The organism is Paraburkholderia caballeronis, from assembly GCF_900104845.1.
GTDB lineage: Bacteria > Pseudomonadota > Gammaproteobacteria > Burkholderiales > Burkholderiaceae > Paraburkholderia > Paraburkholderia caballeronis.
Window position 1 is genome coordinate 696,790 of sequence record NZ_FNSR01000002.1, and the last position, 18,325, is coordinate 715,114.

Below are 18,325 nucleotides of genomic sequence, written 5' to 3' on the forward strand. Positions count from 1 at the left end.
AACTCACATAAGCTAAGGCGGACTTCCGCGCCGAAAACAAGGCATGGCGACCGCTCCGGCCAGGCGACACCAATCGCCTAGCCAACTCAGGGATACGGACCAACGGCCATCCCTTTTTGGTCTTCGGATGGTACGGCAAATCAATACGCTCGCTGACGCAAACTTTCGAACTGTCCGATCAAATTCGTTGAACAGTCGCGCACGCCACTTTGCACAACAGACCGCTCGACGGTTGGGCCAATTTTCCATCTTCGAATTCAATATAGCATTGATCGTTCGATAAATAAATGACTCCAATCCGGACACTCGCGTGCCCGATCGACCAGCGCCCCGTAGCAGTGGCGGCAATTTAAGCGCCAGATTCAGGACAATTCAGGCGTGTCGTGCTACAAAAATCTTGTTGCGCGCGACGCAATGGACGTTTGCGCCAATACTGCATTCCGGAAACGAAGCGTCACAGCTACGCTTCGCCAGTCGACGTCGCGCCCCATACAACGTCATCGCCCAAGGAGCCACTATGTCCGCACCCTCGCGCACGCCGAACGGCGAACATCAGGCCGTCAAACTCACCCCGGGACTCATTGCGCTATTCGCGTTCAGTTGTGGCGCGATTGTCGCGAACCTGTACTATGCGCAGCCGATCACTGAATTGATTGGTCCGTCACTTCACATGTCGGCCGGCGCCACCAGTTTCATCGTCTCACTCACCCAGATCGGCTACGCACTCGGATTGTTTTTTATCGTGCCGCTTGGCGACCTGGTGGAGAACCGCAGGCTCATGATCGCTACCGCGCTGATATCGATCCTGAGCCTCGCAGCCGCGTCGCTGATGCATTCGCCGGGTTGGTTTCTCGTCATGTCGTTCTCAATCGGGTTCAGCTCGGTTGCCGTACAAATCCTGATTCCTCTCGCCGCACACCTCGCGCCCGACCGGACGCGAGGACGCGTGGTGGGCACGATCATGGCCGGCCTGCTGCTCGGCATCCTGCTGTCGCGCCCGCTGTCCAGCCTTGCAGCGGATCATTTCGGCTGGCGCTTCGTGTTTTCCGCGGCCGCCGCGCTGATGACGCTCGTTACCGCCGTGCTGGCCCTGACGATTCCCCGTCGCACGCCGGAGCATCATGCGTCATATTTCGGACTGATCGGCTCGCTGTTCCATCTTCTGCGCACGACGCCGGTGCTGCGCCATCGAGCGCTCTACCAGGGATTGATGTTCGCGTCGTTCAGCCTATTCTGGACCGCCGTACCCATAGAACTGACTCGCCATTATGGTCTTTCTCAATCGGCTATCGCACTGTTCGCGCTCGTCGGCGCGATCGGTGCGACCTCCGCGCCGGTAGCTGGCCGCCTCGCCGATGCCGGCTACTCCGTACGGGCGACGTTCATCGCGCTCGCAGCCGGAGCGCTCGCCTATGCACCAGCCCTCGTTCATCCGGCTTCCGGCGTATACGGATTGGTCATCACAGGCATTGTCCTCGACTTCGCGGTTCAGATGAACATGGTGCTTGGCCAACGCGAGATCTATGCTCTCCACGCTGCAAGCCGCAACCGTCTCAATGCGCTTTACATGACGAGTATCTTCGTTGGCGGCGCTATCGGCTCTGCAGTAGCCAGCATGCTTTTCGAACGTGGCGGCTGGACGCTCGTTGCGAGCGTTGCGGCGGCGTTTCCGCTCGCCGCGTACATTCACTTTCTGCGCGTGGGTCGTCCCCACGGGCTGAGCCGACGATAATCCACGCGTTCAACGCACGCTGCTGCTGGGTCCTTCGGCACCGCCTACGCTCTTCCATTTTCCCCGCTTCATGGCCTCACAATTTTCGTCGCCGCAAGCCTCGGCTCCATAGCCGGCATATACCGTATCGAGCTCCCTACGAACATACAGCTTCGCAAACGCGGCCCGACCAGAACACTTCATATCTATTCAGTTGTCCAGCGCCCGCCACAGTTCGTAACATAAAGCACATCGCAATCGAGCCGCGCCTCCCACCCTCGCTCACGTTCGGCTACACGTTGCTGGTCGCTCGCGAAAGAGAAGATTCGGAGTACGGTCGATTGCCTTAGACCGCCCGTCGTTTTCGACAACATCATTTACCGGAGGGAATCATGCAAAACTCGAAACTCATTACTGCGGTTCTTGCGGCCGCCCTGCTCGCCGCCGCTTCTGCGTATGCGCAAGAAAGCAGCGACGCGACCCAGTCGCCCCCGCCACTGCAGAAGAAGGTTCTGCGAGCGCAGAACCGGCAGACCGAGCACGCCGTTCGCAAGGCGCTGACCGCGACGAAGGGACTAAATTCGTCAGGTGTCGTCGTCCTTGCGAAGAACGGCGCCGTCACGCTCGAAGGCAGTGTTCCGGAAGAATCGCAGATTGCCCTTGCCCAGAATGCGGCACAGGGCGTCGCGCAGGCAAAGTCCGTCACGAATCGACTGACGGTGAAAGAGCCGGGTAACTAATCGTCCTGCTTTCGCACAACGGGATCTCTCGCGCGCCGGGCGAGCAACAGGCAACACGATCGACGCTGCGAGACCCATGATGTTGTTCGATTCTCGAACGACGCATTAGCGAAACACGCGTTTCATCCGACCATCAGCGAACATCGGCGTCGAGCTCGCTAGCCGACATCGACTGTGGGGCTCCAGCTCGCTTTGCATCCGGCGCAAAGCCCCTTCGCGCATCCGCCTGATTCCGGTTTGCGACAACAAAAGCTAACTTGACAGACGCGACGACACCCCCATTCCCGCATGGAGATATCAATGTCCGACGTTCTTTTCAAGCCCCTTCAACTCGGCCGCCTGCATCTTCCGCATCGCGTGGTCATGGCACCACTCACACGCTCGCGCGCAGGTCAACCAGGCAATATCCCGACCCTGATGAATGTGGAGTACTACCGGCAGCGCGCCAGCGCCGCATTGATCGTTGCGGAGGCTACGCAGATATCACAACAGGGCCAAGGCTATGCCTGGACACCGGGCATTCATAGCCCCGGCCAGATCGAAGGATGGCGCGCCGTGAGCGATGCAGTCCACGCGGAAGCCGGCAAGATTTATCTGCAACTCTGGCATGTTGGCCGAGTGTCGCATCCGGTCTTCCAGCCGGGTCAACGCCTTCCGGTCGCGCCGACTGCAATGGAAGTGCCCGGCCAGACGTTCATCGTCGATAAAGAGGGTAATGGCCTGTGGGCTCCCATTCCAGTGCCGCGGGAACTCACGACGGCAGAGGTCACGGCAATCGTGAAGGACTACCGTGGCGCCGCACGTAACGCGATGGCCGCCGGAATGGACGGAGTGGAAATTCACGCTGGCAACGGCTATCTGCTGGACCAGTTCATCAACAGCAACAGCAATCGACGCACCGATGCATACGGCGGCAGCATCGAAAACCGAACGAGACTGCTCCTTGAAGTCGTAGACGCAGTCGCCGAACAAGTCGGTGCGGTCAACGTAGGCGTGCGTCTAACGCCGATGGGTCGGTTCCTCGGCATGGGGGACGAAAGCCCCGAAGCAACGTTCGGTTATATTGCGCGCCGTCTGAACGACTGGGGCCTAGCGTATCTGCATCTCGTGGAGCCTGCGATCGTCGGCACGGTCCGAGACGAACAGTACGACCCGCGGTGGGACGGCATCATCAAGCAGCTGCGCGACACGTTCAACGGTGTACTGATGCTTGCCGGCGGATATACACCGGACTCGGCGAGGCTGGCGATAGAGAGCGGACGCGCAGACCTGATCGCATTCGGCCGCCCGTTCATCGCGAACCCCGACTTGCCAGGCAGGCTGCGCCGGCATCTGCCGCTCACAGAAGCTGATCCTAGCACTTTTTTTGGTGGCGGTGAGAAGGGTTATACCGACTACCGCGCTTTCGCCTCTTCGACGAACTGACAGGCGTACCCCAACGAATCCCGATGGCGGCGCCGAACCGGAATTCGTTGCCCGCCGTCGATGCCCATAGTGCGACGGGTGCCAATCCAGCTCAATCGGCCAGCAAAGGTGATGTCTCTTCCTGAGTCGACAACGACACCGGCGGGGCCAACGCCACCATGAGCGACTGTGCAGCCGATGCTTCCTCGTTGGCGGTGTGCTGGTACAACGCATAGGCGCGGGCCGATTCCAGCATGCCGAAATGCTCGCCGTCTGCCTGCCGGGTAACGAGAGATTTCGCAATCAGGCCGCACAACGACTCGATCGTTGCGGTCTCGCTCAGTCGCAATGCTGCTCCCAACCGCAGAATATCATCGAAACTAAACGGGGCGTCCAAGGTGCTCGTATTGCGAAACAACACCTGTTCGTGCTCGTTCAGCAGGCGATAACTCCAGTCGTACGCACCCTTTAACGACCGGTGGCGCTCCGGCGCATTCCTGCTACCGCCGGTCAGCACCGCGAAGCGGTCGTGCATCTGGTCCTCGACTACCTGCATACCCAGCGTGGCAGCACGCGATGCTGCTAGTTCGATGGCGAGCGGGTTTCCATCGAGCCGGCGGCAAATCGTAGCGATACGCGGGAGCGAAGCCGCGTCGTCTGGAAACATCGGATCGACGGTTCGCGCCCGCGCGATGAAAAGTCTAACGGCCTCCGCGTTGGCGAGAGATTCGCCAAGCGCCGTCTCATCTGGCAGTTCCAACCCGGACACCTTGAATATCGCCTCGCTCTTCGCTCGCAAGCCTTCTCGACTCGTGCAAAGTATCCGGATCGACGTGTTGCTTTCGACGAGCAGTTCCGCAAATTCCGCTGCCGCATCGACGACGTGCTCGCAGTCGTCAAGGAACAGAAGCACCTGCCGGCCCGCGAGTGACGCTACGACATCGTCGACCATCAGCGCTTGCGTGAATTCCCTTGCGAGCCCAAGGGTGTCGGCTACCAGCGCGGGGATGACCGAGCCGGCCGTTGCAGTCGACAGCGTAATGGCGACGGCCCCGTCGGCGAACTTCGAGCGGACGTGTTGAAAAACCCTCCGGGCGATGCACGACTTGCCGGCCCCCGGAGGGCCAACTAATGTCACGATCGGCGAGACGCGGAGCATCTCTATGATGGCGGAATCGGCGCCGTGGCCGAACAGCGTTGCCGATGTGCCGGCTGACGCGGCGCCATTGTCCGGAATGCGATACGAATGTGAAAGTGCTTGGGTTTCTTCACCGTTTGCACCTACCAGCAGGTAACCTCGGCCGGGAACGGTCCGGATTGCGGACCTGTCGGGACCCAACAGCTTTCGCAGGAAGGCGATCTGTACTTGGATGTTGTTTTCTTCCACCACGACGCCGGGCCATACACGCTCAAGGATTTCCTTCTGGCTGACAACGCGTCCCCGTTCCTGAATCAGCAGCCAAAGCAGATCGAACGCACGACTTCCGACCTTGACTGGCATTCCATCGCGCAGGATTTCCCGGCGCTCCTCGATGATCTGAAGTCTTCCGATAATGAACATGGCTCGCTGACCTCCCTTGATGGGTCGGACATGCTCGCCTCGACACCGATTGTGGTTACAAGAAACTTTCCGATGCAGCGAAGGGCCGCGGCGAACTCCGTACATTAATGATGAATGCCGCGGTGGCCGATGGGTATCGGCTTTGTGTCTTTACACCCTATACACAGGTATAAGGCGGCCGTCCAGCACAGTTCGCGCGTTGACGTCGACCCAGTTACTGCGCTTGCATAGCCCGGTTCGCTACATCGTCCGGCTGGTTGGCGAGGTCGCCAACCAGCCGCCTCCAAGAGCCCGAACAAGCTGTACGTTCGCGTCCAGTTGCCGAGTCTGGAGGTCGAACTCGCTGCGCCGGGATTCCAACGCTGCCGTTTGGGCCTGCACCACGTCGAGGTAACCCACCGCTCCGTGGCCGTATTGCGACAGCGCTAGATCGAGCGAACGTTGCGCCGCGGCGGCGGCCGCATGCTGGTCGGCCAACGCAGTCCCAAGATCCGATATTTGTGACAGGCCGTCCTCCACCTGCTGGAAGGCGGAAAGGACGACGCCTCGATAGCGGGCGGCAGCTTCATTTTCGGCAGCCTTCGCTTCATCCAGTTGAGCACGGCGCAGACCGCCGTCAAAAATATACTGGGCGAGCTGGGGTCCGACAGTCCAAAACAGACTGGGCGCAGACATTACCGCCGAATAGGCGCTGCTCTGCACGCCGCCCTGCGCACTCAGGGTAAGCGCGGGAAAAAAGGCGGCGCGTGCAACCCCTATCCTCGCATTAGCGGCCGCGACCCGTCGCTCCGCGGCCGCGATGTCCGGCCGGCGCTGCAGTAGTTCGGAGGGAACGCCCACCGGCACGACCGGAATTCCGATCGATGATGTCTTTCGAGGCAAGGTGAATTGCGATGCCGATGCTCCGACGAGAACTGCGATCGCATGTTCCATCGACGTGCGTTGCGCGACGTTCTGCTCAAGCTGCGATTTCGCAGACGCAAGCTGCGTCTGTGCCCGCGAAACGTCCAGCCCGGTCACAATGCCACCGCTATGCAACGTCTCGGTCAACCGCACGGCCTTCGCGTACGCATCGACAGTTTGTTCCAACAACGCCGTTTGCTGATCGAAGCCCCTCAGCCGGACATAGTCCTCCGCCAATTGCGCCTGCAAGCTCAGTTGTACCGACGCGAAGTCGGCCTGTGCACTTTGCGCGTCGGCCTTGCTGGCCGTCACCGAGTCGCGGACGCGGTTCCACAGGTCGACGTCGTAATTGATTTGCGCTCCAATCGTGACCGATGTGTAGTCGTCGGGACCGCCCGCGCGCAGCGGGCGCGTATCCGATTGCCTATTGCGCTGTGGCGCGACGACGGCTGTCACCTGCGGATAGAGTCCCGCCGTCGCCTCGCCGACATAAGCCCGCGCGGCGTCGTAATGTGCGAACGCAGCCTGAAGGTCGGCGTTGTTGCGCAGCAGGCGCACTTCCAGTTCGTCGAGTTGCGGGTCGTCGTACATCGTCCACCAATCGTCGCGGCTGATGCGGTCCGCGGGCACGGCCGCGATCCACGGGCTGGTCGCGCGATACTGCTCCGCTATTGGCACGGCCGATACCTCGTAATCGGGAGCGAGCGAGCACGCAGCCAACCACACGTTCACACTGAAACCTACCAAAAGGCGAAGGCGCGCAGCACAGGACAGCCTATTCATGAGATCCCTCACGCGCAATAGCCTTCGCGATATGGACCGCGTCCCCTTGCGCGAGGCCGTCGGGCGGCGTATCGATAACACGGTCCGACGTTCTCAGGCCCGACGCGATTTCTACCGAGTCGCCGAAATCGCGCGCAATGCTCACCCGGCGAAAAAACACCTTGTCGTCGCGCCCAATGACGGCAACCTGCAAGCCGCGCTCATCGAACACCAGCGCACTCGCCGGAATGCGAACGCCTGTGGCCGATTGCGGCAAACCAAATTGCAAGCTCGCGTAGCCGCCCGGCATCAGCTTTTCGTCGCGATTATCAACGAACAGCTGAACAAGCGTCGTGCCCGAACCGGAATCGACCGCACCTGCCTGTGCAACCACGCGCGCGCTAAACGTTTTGCCTGCATATTCGGGCACCGTCAGCGTCGCGGTTGTGCCGTCCGAAATCTGACGCGCGTAGTTCTGCGGAACCCTCGCATAGACACGCAGTTGCCGCACGTCGGACACCTCAAAAAGCTCACTGCCGGCCCCACCGTTGCCCGCATTGATCAAGGCACCGATGTCCGTCATACGCGCGGTGACGACCCCATCGAACGGCGCGACGATTCTTGCAAAGCCTTTGAGAGCCACGAGCCGGTCGACGTTCGCCGCGGCCGCCGCGACCACCGCTTTTTTGGCTGTCCAGTCACTGGTGCGCTCGTCGACGTCCTGCTGCGCGACGGCATCCGTGCCCGCCATGGCCTGCCAGCGATTCGCCGTGAGCGCCGCCAGTCTCTCTGAAGCTCGCGCGCTCGCAAGATCAGCTCTCGCCTGCATGAGTTGCTGGTCCAGTTCCGGCGTTTCGATCATGCCCATCAACTGTCCCGCTTTGACGGTCGCGCCGATGTCTACGTTCCACGATTTCAGGTAGCCGGGCACTCGTGCGAAGATCGGCGCACGCGAATAAGCCTCCAGCCGCGACGGCAGCGTAAGAATCGGGCCGCCGGACGCCCGCGCCGGAGCAATTTCCGTCACGGTAGGAATCGCCTGCTTATCGGTCCACTCGTTCAGTTTTCGTGACTCACTGGCGCGCACGAGAAAGCACGATATGACCACGATAGCGATTCCCATGAAGCCCACTATCAGCGCGAGCAGCGTGCGGCTACGAGCCGGCCTGCGCACGTAATACGTTTGAACTGGTTCAGACGACATGAGCGGTACCTCCAGATACGGTTGCCTGCGTAACGGCACGCGGCGGGCGTGAATGAACAATGCTGAAAAACACTGGCACGAAAAGAAGCGATGCCGTGGTCGCGAACATAAGGCCGCCGATAACGGCGCGGCCGAGCGGCGCGTTCTGCTCGCCGCCTTCGCCGAGCGCCAGTGCCATCGGCGCCATGCCGATGATCATCGACAGTGCGGTCATCAGTACCGGCCTGAACCGTGCCATTCCAGCCTCCAGCGCGGCGCGCACTGCGTCGCCGTGCGCGGCGAGGCGTTCTCGGCAAAAACTGACGATGAGAATGGAGTTCGCCGTCGCTACTCCCATGCACATGATCGCCCCGGTCAGCGCGGGAACCGACAGCGTGGTATGTGTCACGAACAGCATCCAGACGATGCCGGCAAGCGCCGCTGGCAGCGCCGACACGATCACGAACGGATCCGCCCAAGACTGGAAGTTCACGACGGTCAGCAGATAGATCAACACGATCGCGCCGACCAGACCAAACAGCAGGCCTGCGAACGCGCTGTTCATCGTTTTCACCTGACCGAGCAACAACACCGTTGATCCTTTCGGCACCGACGTCGAGTAGCGCGCGATGACGCGTTCGATGTCCTTCGTCACTGCGCCGAGGTCACGATCCTGCGTCGACGCGAATATCTCCACCACGGGCTGTATGTTGTACTGACTGAATACCAGGTTTCCGTGGCTACGCCCGAACGTGGCAAGGCCGCCCAGCACCTGTTCGCTCTGTGCCTGGGACGCAGTGACCGGCAGGTTCTCCAGCGCCGCTAGCGAATCCACGCTGTACTGAGGCGTTTGCAACACGATCGGATAGGACACGCCATTCGAGTTGTTCAGCCAGAAGGTCGGCGCCACTTGGCTCGAGCCCGCGAGATTCACCACCATGCTGTTGGTCACGTCCCGCTCGGTGACGCCGACAAGCTGTGCGCGGGTGCGGTCCACATCGACGTTGAACGTCGGATTTGCCTGCGATTGCTGGATATGGGCGTCCACCACCCCGGGTACGCGCCGGATGTCGCGCAACACACGGTCGATATAGCGGAAGTTGCCGGCCAGGTCGTTTCCTCGAACCTGCAGATCGATCGGTGCAGGCGAACCGAAATTCAGGATCTGACTGATGATGTCAGCTGGCGGAAACGAAAACACCATGCCGGGATACTCGCGAGGCAACCGCTCTCTCAGCTTATGAACATAATCTGCAGTCGGATCATGCCCCTCCTTCAACTCAACCTGAATGTCGCCGTCCTGTGAACCAACTGTGCCGGTGTTGTTGTACGCCGTATTGATGCCGCTGACGGGCAGGCCGATGTTGTCCACTATGGTACCGAGGTCTCGAGGTGGAATGGTTCGGCGAATCGAGGCCTCCACACCGGCGAAAAGACTAGCGGTCCGCTCCACCCGCTCGCCAACGGGAGCGCGTACATGCATGAGAATCTGCCCCGAATCGACAGTGGGAAAGAAGGTGCGTCCGAGAAACGGCACGAAGCAAAACGACAGTGCCACGAACCCCACAAAGGTCAGCAGAAAGGCCCGTCGGTTAGCGAGCGTCTGCTCCAATACGCCATGGTAGCCGGCGCGCAAACGCTCGAAACTCGCCTCGAATCGCTTCTGAAAACGAACAAGCTCGTTCGAATGACGGTGGCTCGGGTGGCTCGTGCCCGCTTCATCGGTGCTATGCGGCTTCAGCAGATAGTTCGCCATCGTCGGAACTAGCGTGCGGGACAGGATGAATGACGACACCATGGCGAAGATCACGGCCTCCGCCATCGGCACGAACAGGAAGCGCGCAACGCCGTCGAGAAAGAACATCGGCACGAAGACGATGCAGATGCATAGCAGCGACACGAACGCGGGCGTCACGATCTGCGCGGCGCCGTCAAGAATCGACTGCTCGACCGGCTTGCCCTGTTCGAGATGCCAGTTAATGTTCTCGATCGTCACCGTTGCGTCGTCGACGAGTATGCCCACGGCAAGCGCAAGCCCGCCGAGCGTCATGATGTTCATCGTCTCTCCGAGCACAGAGAGCGCAGTGATGGACCCGAGAATGGCGAGTGGAATGGAAGTCGCGATGATCACGGTGGACCGCCAACTGCCGAGAAACAGTAGGATCATCAGGCTCGTCAGCGCCGCGGCGATTACCGCTTCGCGCGCAACACCGGTGATGGCGGCCCGCACGAACAGCGACTGGTCGCCAATCGGATCGATCCGAAGGTTGTCGGGCAGTGCCGCGCGCGACTCCTCGACACGCCGCTTGATTCCGGAAATGATGCCGAGCGTGGATGCTGAGCCGTTCTTCAGTACCGAAAGAAGCACCGAGCGGTGGCCGTTCACATGCACGATGTTGCTTTGAGGTGGGCTGCCGTCGCGCACGTTCGCGACATCGCGGATATACACGGTCGCCCCGTTGACAGCCTTGATCGGGAGATCGCCAAGAGCCTCGATGGCCGCTACAGCGTCGTTTAACTGGATCGTGTACTCGTGTTGACCGAATTTCGCGGTGCCAACCGGCGTGATCAGATTTTGCGCCGCGAGTGCGTTCGCAACGTCCTGCGCAGAAAGTCCATATGCGTGCAGCGCTGCCGGATCGACATCGATTTGCACCTGACGCGTCTTACCGCCAAAAGGATAAGGCACAGCCGCGCCTTCGACGGTGGTAAGCGCCGGACGAAGCTGGTTCAAGCCGATATCGCCGAGATTCTGCTCGGATAGTCCCTTTCCGGACATGGCGAGCTGGATGATTGGCACGGTCGATGCGTTGTAATTCAAGATCAACGGCGGCGTGGTTCCGGGCGGCAGTTGCCGCAATTGGGTCTGCGCGATGGCCGTGACCTGCGCGTTTGCTGCGCTGATGTTGACACCCGGCTGGAAGAAGATCTTAACGATGCCGTAGCCCACAAGAGACTGCGCTTCGATGTGCTGGACGTCGTTCACTGTCGTGGTGACCGAACGCTCGAACTGCGACGTGATGCGTCCGGCCATCTGGTCGGGCGGCAATCCGGTGTACTGCCACACCACGCTGATGACGGGGATGCGTATGTCGGGAAAAATGTCTGTCGGCATTCTTACCGCACTGAGCGGCCCGACGAAGCAAATAGCAATTGCAAGTACAACGAATGTATAAGGACGTCGCAGCGCAATGTGTACGAGGCGAATCATGCCGATATTCCTTCTCTGCAGGCAATGGATGGAACGCGTTACAGCACGACCGTAGTCGTGTCTGCCAGTCGACGAAAACTGACTCGTTGCGGCATCTGTTCCGGAGTTCGCACGGTAAACGTAAGTGCAATTGCGCGGAATACGAACCACGCGCCACATAGCGTTGCGCGTCGCGCAATGCAACACTCGATATGGTGCCGCGGCTATCAACTATCACCGCGCCGTGTCACGTCCTGCGCGCTTTCACAGAAATGAATAGCCGGTCAATTTGGTCCGCACTTCCGGCATTAGCGCTCCGCCAACGAGAAATAACGAAAATCACGCACCAACGAAATAAACCGTAGCGATCAATAGCGAAAATTTCATTTTTCCATGCTGAATTCTTATTAATTTATTCATATTTTTCAGCATAATTCACTACATTAACCCTGGCATTCTGCGAAGCCGAAATCAGATATTTTCGTTTTAGGACGAAAATCCAGGATCGCCCGCTAACGCCCGGCTCAGCCAATATTGCATTTCGGTGGGATCGAAAGGCTTCGGAAAGATGGCGAGCACGCCATTGCGCCGGGCACGCGCCAGCGTGTCCGGGGTTTCCGCAGCGGTGACCAAAATCACGGGAATCGCATAGCCAAGGCTCAGCAGCCGTTCGTGCAGTTCTATGCCCGACATCTTCGGCATCCGAATGTCGGAAATCAGGCAGGCCGGGCGGGCAGCAAGTCCTGACCGAAGGAAACTGCTCGCCGAGTCGAAAGTGCGGACGTCGCAGCCGAACGATCGGACGAAACCGGCCGTTGCGATGCAGAAATTTACATCGTCATCGACAATCGAAACGACGGGCTGGATAGGCAAGGTGACCTCGGATTTCGAAGTGCCAGGTGGAATTTTCCCTAACTGGCTTCGAGCATAACCGGTCGACCGGCTACTGGATATGACACCAATGTATAGTGGCCGCACGGTGCCGTCACCGACAGCCGCCCGCCGTTTCGTAAATTCGCCAGCACGATCACCCTCGATAATTCAGAAAACAAAAATCTCTTTCAGACTGCCACACAATAAAATCCGTCAACCTGACCGATTACATACCATCGGCTCACCCGTCGTTCGTCGTCGGGTGAAAACAGATATCTCACCGCGAATACGAAAATGGTAATGGACCCAACAACCTGCATCGCTCATGCGCAGCGTGTCATCGATACTACGTTGTCGGCTTGGGGACTGAATTTTTCGATACCCAACACTTCTGCGTCCGCTCTGCCGCTACGCGCGCAGACACAGGCAATGGGTACCAGTTGCGAGCCGCCAATGCGAGCAGATCGTCCGACAAATATCGGGACGCGTAAATCAGCCGCCGCGCGCAGCGAACCGCACGGTTACCCAACCAACCCGGCCGCCGTCTCGATTGGGGTATCGCGGGATGAGTGAATTTTCATGGTGCTTCAAGACTTTTCAGGCTTGACGCGGCACGCTACCTCCATCCGTCGGGCTACCCCAACATGTGACGTGCAGTCGCGCCTCGTCCGACAACCGCAACCGCTTGCTTTCCGCAGCAAACGCCATGACAAACCATACCGCCACCGACACCGACACCGCTCCAGTCGTCCATCACACGGTCACCGCCAATGGCATACGCCAGCACTATCTCGACGCGGGAACTGGCCCCGCCGTCGTTCTTCTGCATGGCTTTCCAGAAACCAGCATAGCGTGGCGCCATCAGATTGGCGTGCTCGCTCAGCAATACCGCGTGATCGCACCGGATCTGCGCGGCTACGGGGCGACGGAAAAGCCGGCGAGCGGCTATGACAAGCGCAATATGGCGCTCGATATAGCGTGCCTGCTGGACGAGCTCCGTATAGATCGGATCGCCCTCGTCGGCCACGACCGCGGCGCACGGGTCGCCACGCGCTTTGCCAAGGATCATTCGCGGCGTCTCGTCCGGCTGGCGGTGCTCGACAACGTGCCGACCCGCATGATAGCCCGGCGGATGAATGCCGATACGGCGCGTGCGTACTGGTTCTTTCTGTTTCATCTAGTTCCGGATCTTCCCGAAGCGCTGATCGAGGGCAAAGTGCCCCAGTGGCTCCGCTACTTCTTCTCGGACTGGTGCTATAACCCCCACGCAATCGACTGCGAGACGTTCGCTCAGTATGTCGAAGCTTATCAGAGCCCCGGGGCTCTGCGCGGCGCGATGTCTGACTACCGGGCCAACGCAGCGGACGTCGCGCAGGACCTGATCGACGCGGACGTAAAGATCTCATGTCCAACGATGGCCATCTGGGGCGAGGAATTCCACGCCGTAGGCCAGATGTTCGACATGAAGGCTGTATGGGACGAGATGGCAATGAACCTCAGGGCTGAACCGATTTCCCGATGTGGGCACCTCCCGCATGAGGAACAACCGGATCGGGTCAACGAACTGCTGCTGGATTTCCTGTCGCCCTGGAAGGAATGAAAACGTGGCCGTATCAGAACCGCCCTGTCATGGATCGCCTATACGCATCAATCCGTAACCGTGTACTTGGCGCACTGCGGCAGCATCGTCCTCGCGCGCACGTGTCTTACATTCAGGACGTTTCAACAGGACTTCAGGACTTCTGAATGGCACGCGTCCTAGATTGCGGAGCACGGTGCTCGACGGAAAAAGTCAACCGCCACCAGCCGCGCCCGCGCGTCCCGTCATTGCTCCACAGGACAAACGACATGCCAAGCTTGCTCGACACCCACTACCTATGCCGTCTCACGGTACCAAACCGCATCGCGACAGGCTACTGCCCGGAGCGTCCATGAACCGCAAGCGGCTATGGTTCAATGTGGCCGGCGCGGCGATAGTAGGCGTCGCCGTTTCGGTCGGCGTGATATGGCAACCTACAATCGCGCCAGTGGCCCCACCGTCGCCGGCGGCCTTTGACCGGCAACTGAAGCTGGAGGGTGCGCATGTCGTCGCGCTCGGCGACTGCGCCGTGTGTCATACGTCGAAAAACGGCAAGCCGTTCGCGGGCGGCCTGCCGCTCGCGACGCCATTCGGCACGATCTACGCCACCAACATCACACCAGATGCACAGACCGGAATCGGCAACTGGTCAGAACAGGCATTCGCCCGCGCGCTACGGTACGGCATCGCCCGCGACGGCGACCACCTGTATCCAGCGTTCCCGTACGTCCACTTCACTCAGATGTCTGATCGCGAGATCGCGGCGGCGTACGCGTATCTGATGAGCCGCGATCCCGTTCGCGCGCAGACGCCGGCGAACCGGCTGGTGTTCCCGCTCAACTACCGGCCGCTGGTTGCATTCTGGAACCTGCTGTTCCTGCGACCGGGTCCGCGCGACGAGATTCCCGGCAAGGACGCGCAATGGAACCGCGGCAAGCTACTCGTCAGCGGACTGGGCCACTGCGCAGCCTGTCATTCGCCGCTCAACGCAATCGGCGGGGAAAAGTCGGGCCACGCATTCGACGGCGGCGTCGTGGACGGCTGGGAGGCGCCTCCGCTGAACGCGCTCAACCGCGCGGTTCGTCCCTGGACCAAAGCGCAGTTGGTCGCTTACCTGCGCACCGGCCGCGCGAGCGAGCACGGCGCGGCCGCCGGCCCGATGCTACCAGTCACCCGCGAACTCGCAACGGTGCCTGAGGACGACGCCGAGGCGATGGCGGCTTACCTGATATCGATTCAGAAACCAGTGGAAGGCAACGTCGCGCGACCTTCCGTATCCGCGGTCGCCGCAACCTCGCCGAACGCCGCCGCTCAGCGCGGTGCGGCGATCTTCGCCGCGTCCTGCGCGCAATGTCATGGCACCGGCTCGCCGATGCTCATCATCGGTGAAAGGCCGGACCTTGGATTTAGCACGGCCGTCAACGCAGCCACGCCGCGCGACGCGATTCAAACGATTCTCGGCGGCATCGAATGGCATGGCGAAGACACGACGACCTACATGCCGGCATTCGGTGGTCTCTACAACGACCGGCAGATCGCCGATCTTGTGATGTTCCTGCGCGGCAATTGGTCCACGCGTCCAGCATGGACCGACGTCGAAGCATCCGTCGCGAAGATCAGACAGGAGAACAACGCCCGATGATTTCCCTTCTCGTAAACGGCGTGCAGCATGCGCTTGACGTCGATCCGTCGACACCGCTCCTTTATGTACTGCGCAACGACCTCCATCTGCACGGCGCTAAGTTCGGCTGCGGCCTGGGACAATGCGGGGCCTGCACGGTAGTCCTCGACGGTCAACCCGCGTTCTCGTGCGTCATGCCGGTCAGCACAGTCGGGACAAGACATGTGCAAACCATCGAAGGCCTCGGTAGCGCGGCTCACCCCGGCCGGCTGCAAAGCGCGTTCATCAGGCATCAGGCCGCACAGTGCGGCTACTGCATCGCGGGCATGATCATGCGCGCACAGGCCCTGCTGGATCGCAATCCGCACCCCACTGAGCGCGAACTGCGTGAACACATGCAACCGAACCTCTGCCGTTGCGGCACGCACCTGCGCATCCTCGCGGCGATCCGCGAAGTTGCCGGATTGCCGGCGCCGAGCACGGGCTCGGCCGCCATTCCTTCGTCAGCGCAATAAAAGGACGTGTGATGAAACGCCCGGATGAAATCATTGACGAAAGCCGCCGCCACTTCATCGTATCGGGCGCGCTCTTTGTCGGGTTCACCCTCGCCGCACCACGCCACGCGCGCGCCGACGAGGTGATTGCCGACGAAGGCGCGGCCATCCACGTATCGCAAGCAACCGAGGCGCTCGCCGGCAGCCTGAAGACCAATCCCCTCCTCGACGCGTGGATCAGGATCAGTCCGGACGGCAAAGTGACGGTGTTCACCGGCAAGGTGGAACTCGGCACCGGCGTCCGCACGGCGCTGCTTCAGGTCGCCGCGGAAGAGCTGAATATGGCCCCCTCCCTGATCACGTTTTTGACCGCTGACACCGGCGCGTCCCCCGACGAGGGGCTCACTGCTGGCAGCCACACGATTGCCGACAGCGGCACGGCACTGTTGAACGCCGCCGCGCAGGTGCGGGGACTGCTGGTGAGCGCCGCCGCGGGACGCTTCGGCGTGCCGGCCAAGTCGCTAGTCGCAAGCGACGCGTTGATCCTCGCCCCCGACGGCCGCTCGATAAGCTACGGCGACGCAGTTGGCCTCGTCGACCTGCATCGCAACGCAAGCGCCACGTCACCACTGAAGGACCCCGCGACGTTTCAGGTGATCGGCACGTCGCTGCCTCGCGTCGACATCCCTTCGAAGGTAACGGGCGGCATCAGCTACGTCCAGGACATGCAGTTGCCCGGCATGCTGCACGCCCGGATCGTGATGCCTCCGTCGTACGGCGCGACGCTTGTCGAAGTGGACGAAGCCGCCGTTACAAAGCTACCCGGCGTCGTACGGATCGTACGCAACGGTAGCCTGCTCGCAGTGGTGGCGACCGGCGAATGGCAGGCGGTCGTCGCACAGCGCGCGCTGTCCAACCATAGCCGCTGGCGCGCGGGCCGGGCGTTGCCAGACCCCGCTACCGTGCATCGAGAGCTGAAAACACTGGCCACGCAACGTATCGAAATCGCGGCACAGCACGACGCAGTCGCGCCTGCGACGAGAACGCTGAGCGCCACGTACATCAAGCGTTATCTGCTTCACGGTTCGATCGGCCCGTCGTGTTCGGTCGCCCGCTTCGACGACGGGACTCTGACGGTGTGGACGCATTCTCAGGGCGTCTATCCGCTGCGCGACGCGCTCGCTGAAATGCTGTCGATGCCGAAAAACAAGGTGCGGTGCATTCACACCGAGGGATCGGGTTGCTATGGCCACAATGGCGCAGACGACGTAGCCGCGCACGCCGCGCTGATTGCCTGCGCGATGCCCGGCCATCCTGTCCGAGTTCAGTGGATGCGCGAGCAGGAGCATACGTGGGATCACTTTACGCCGGCCATGGTGACCGAGGTTCATGCATCGCTCGACGCAACCGGGCACATTGTCGACTGGGAATACGCGCTGTGGAGCAGCTCGCACAACGAGCGTATCGTCAACGCGGGCAGGCTCACCCCGGCGACGATGCTAGAAAAGCCATTCGCGCCAGCGCCGTCGGTACCGATGCTGCAGCCTGAAGGTGGCGGCGACCGAAATGCCATTCCGCTCTATACGCTGCCGAACATGCGCGTGACGAACTATTTTTCTCCGACGATGCCGCTTCCGACGTCGGCCATGCGCTCGCTCGGCGCGCACACGAATATCTTTTCGATAGAAAGCTTTGTCGATGAGCTCGCCCATGCCGCCGGGATCGACCCGGTGCAATTTCGTCTCATGCACATGCAGGATCCCCGCGCGCGCGACGTGATCGAACTGGCCGCAAAGCAGTTCGGCTGGCCGCGCCGCGACCGCACGCCTGGTCGCGGCGTCGGCTTTGCCTTTGGCAAGTACAAGAACCTGATGGCTTATGTCGCGATCGCCGTCGAAATTTCGGTTGTGCGGGAAACGGGCCACGTCCGGCTCGAAAATGCACACGTCGCTGTGGACGCCGGTCAGATAGTCAGTCCGGACGGCATACGCAATCAGATCCAAGGCGGCGTCGTCCAGTCCACGAGCTGGACGCTCTATGAATCGCTTCAGTATGACACGCAGCGAATCCGCAGTTTCGACTGGAGCAGCTACCCGATCATGCGTTTCCAGTCGGTGCCGGACTCTGTCGACGTACATCTGATTGACCGACCAGGCGCCCCTTTCCTCGGCGCCGCGGAAGCATCGATGGGCCCGACCGCCGGTGCGCTCGCGAACGCGCTCTTCGACGCAACCAGCGTGCGTGTGCGCGAAATGCCGCTGGCCGGTGACGCACTGCGTCGCCTTATCGACGTATGAGGGAAAA

Annotated in this window: 12 protein-coding genes; 7 read left to right on the forward strand and 5 right to left on the reverse strand. The window is 60.9% G+C overall.

All coding sequences use genetic code 11. From position 1 onward, the window contains the following. Positions 1 to 517 precede the first annotated feature (517 nt). The 3 genes from BLV92_RS19590 to BLV92_RS19600 all read left to right on the forward strand — a co-directional run bounded on the left by BLV92_RS19590 (position 518) and on the right by BLV92_RS19600 (position 3,876). Positions 518 to 1,732, forward strand: coding sequence for an MFS transporter (locus BLV92_RS19590; protein ID WP_090547985.1), 1,215 nt, complete (start codon positions 518 to 520; stop codon positions 1,730 to 1,732). A 371-nt stretch (positions 1,733 to 2,103) separates the two neighbouring features. Further along, a complete protein-coding gene (locus tag BLV92_RS19595; protein WP_090547987.1) occupies positions 2,104 to 2,451 on the forward strand; it encodes a BON domain-containing protein in 348 nt (115 codons plus the stop codon). Between the two features lie 300 nt (positions 2,452 to 2,751). Continuing rightward, positions 2,752 to 3,876 (forward strand): alkene reductase, encoded by a 1,125-nt coding sequence (locus BLV92_RS19600; RefSeq protein ID WP_090547988.1) that lies wholly within the window; start codon positions 2,752 to 2,754, stop codon positions 3,874 to 3,876. Between the two features lie 91 nt (positions 3,877 to 3,967). Here the strand turns inward: BLV92_RS19600 and BLV92_RS19605 are convergent, their stop codons facing one another. The 5 genes from BLV92_RS19605 to BLV92_RS19625 all read right to left on the reverse strand — a co-directional run bounded on the left by BLV92_RS19605 (position 3,968) and on the right by BLV92_RS19625 (position 12,327). Further along, the gene (locus tag BLV92_RS19605; protein ID WP_167627123.1) at positions 3,968 to 5,416 is read right to left on the reverse strand and encodes an ATP-binding protein; all 1,449 of its coding nucleotides are present in this window, start codon (positions 5,414 to 5,416) and stop codon (positions 3,968 to 3,970) included. A 240-nt stretch (positions 5,417 to 5,656) separates the two neighbouring features. After that, a complete protein-coding gene (locus BLV92_RS19610; RefSeq protein WP_090547991.1) occupies positions 5,657 to 7,102 on the reverse strand; it encodes an efflux transporter outer membrane subunit in 1,446 nt (481 codons plus the stop codon). Next, the gene (locus BLV92_RS19615; protein ID WP_090547992.1) at positions 7,095 to 8,285 is read right to left on the reverse strand and encodes an efflux RND transporter periplasmic adaptor subunit; all 1,191 of its coding nucleotides are present in this window, start codon (positions 8,283 to 8,285) and stop codon (positions 7,095 to 7,097) included. Before BLV92_RS19615 ends, BLV92_RS19610 begins: the two co-directional genes overlap by 8 nt. Next, positions 8,275 to 11,475 (reverse strand): efflux RND transporter permease subunit, encoded by a 3,201-nt coding sequence (locus BLV92_RS19620; RefSeq protein WP_090547994.1) that lies wholly within the window; start codon positions 11,473 to 11,475, stop codon positions 8,275 to 8,277. Before BLV92_RS19620 ends, BLV92_RS19615 begins: the two co-directional genes overlap by 11 nt. Positions 11,476 to 11,940: 465 nt before the next feature. After that, a complete protein-coding gene (locus tag BLV92_RS19625) occupies positions 11,941 to 12,327 on the reverse strand; it encodes a response regulator transcription factor (protein ID WP_090547995.1) in 387 nt (128 codons plus the stop codon). A 706-nt stretch (positions 12,328 to 13,033) separates the two neighbouring features. On the opposite strand from BLV92_RS19625, the gene BLV92_RS19630 reads away from it, so the two are divergent. From BLV92_RS19630 to BLV92_RS19645, 4 genes are all read left to right on the forward strand, one after another. After that, positions 13,034 to 13,927: an alpha/beta fold hydrolase gene (locus tag BLV92_RS19630; protein ID WP_090547997.1), complete on the forward strand. Its 894-nt coding sequence runs from the start codon at positions 13,034 to 13,036 to the stop codon at positions 13,925 to 13,927. Positions 13,928 to 14,258: 331 nt separating this feature from the next. Then, positions 14,259 to 15,548: a c-type cytochrome gene (locus BLV92_RS19635; protein WP_090547999.1), complete on the forward strand. Its 1,290-nt coding sequence runs from the start codon at positions 14,259 to 14,261 to the stop codon at positions 15,546 to 15,548. Continuing rightward, positions 15,545 to 16,042: a (2Fe-2S)-binding protein gene (locus tag BLV92_RS19640; protein ID WP_090548000.1), complete on the forward strand. Its 498-nt coding sequence runs from the start codon at positions 15,545 to 15,547 to the stop codon at positions 16,040 to 16,042. Before BLV92_RS19635 ends, BLV92_RS19640 begins: the two co-directional genes overlap by 4 nt. 11 nt (positions 16,043 to 16,053) lie before the next feature. Then, the gene (locus tag BLV92_RS19645; RefSeq protein ID WP_090548002.1) at positions 16,054 to 18,318 is read left to right on the forward strand and encodes a xanthine dehydrogenase family protein molybdopterin-binding subunit; all 2,265 of its coding nucleotides are present in this window, start codon (positions 16,054 to 16,056) and stop codon (positions 18,316 to 18,318) included. Positions 18,319 to 18,325: the final 7 nt, after the last annotated feature.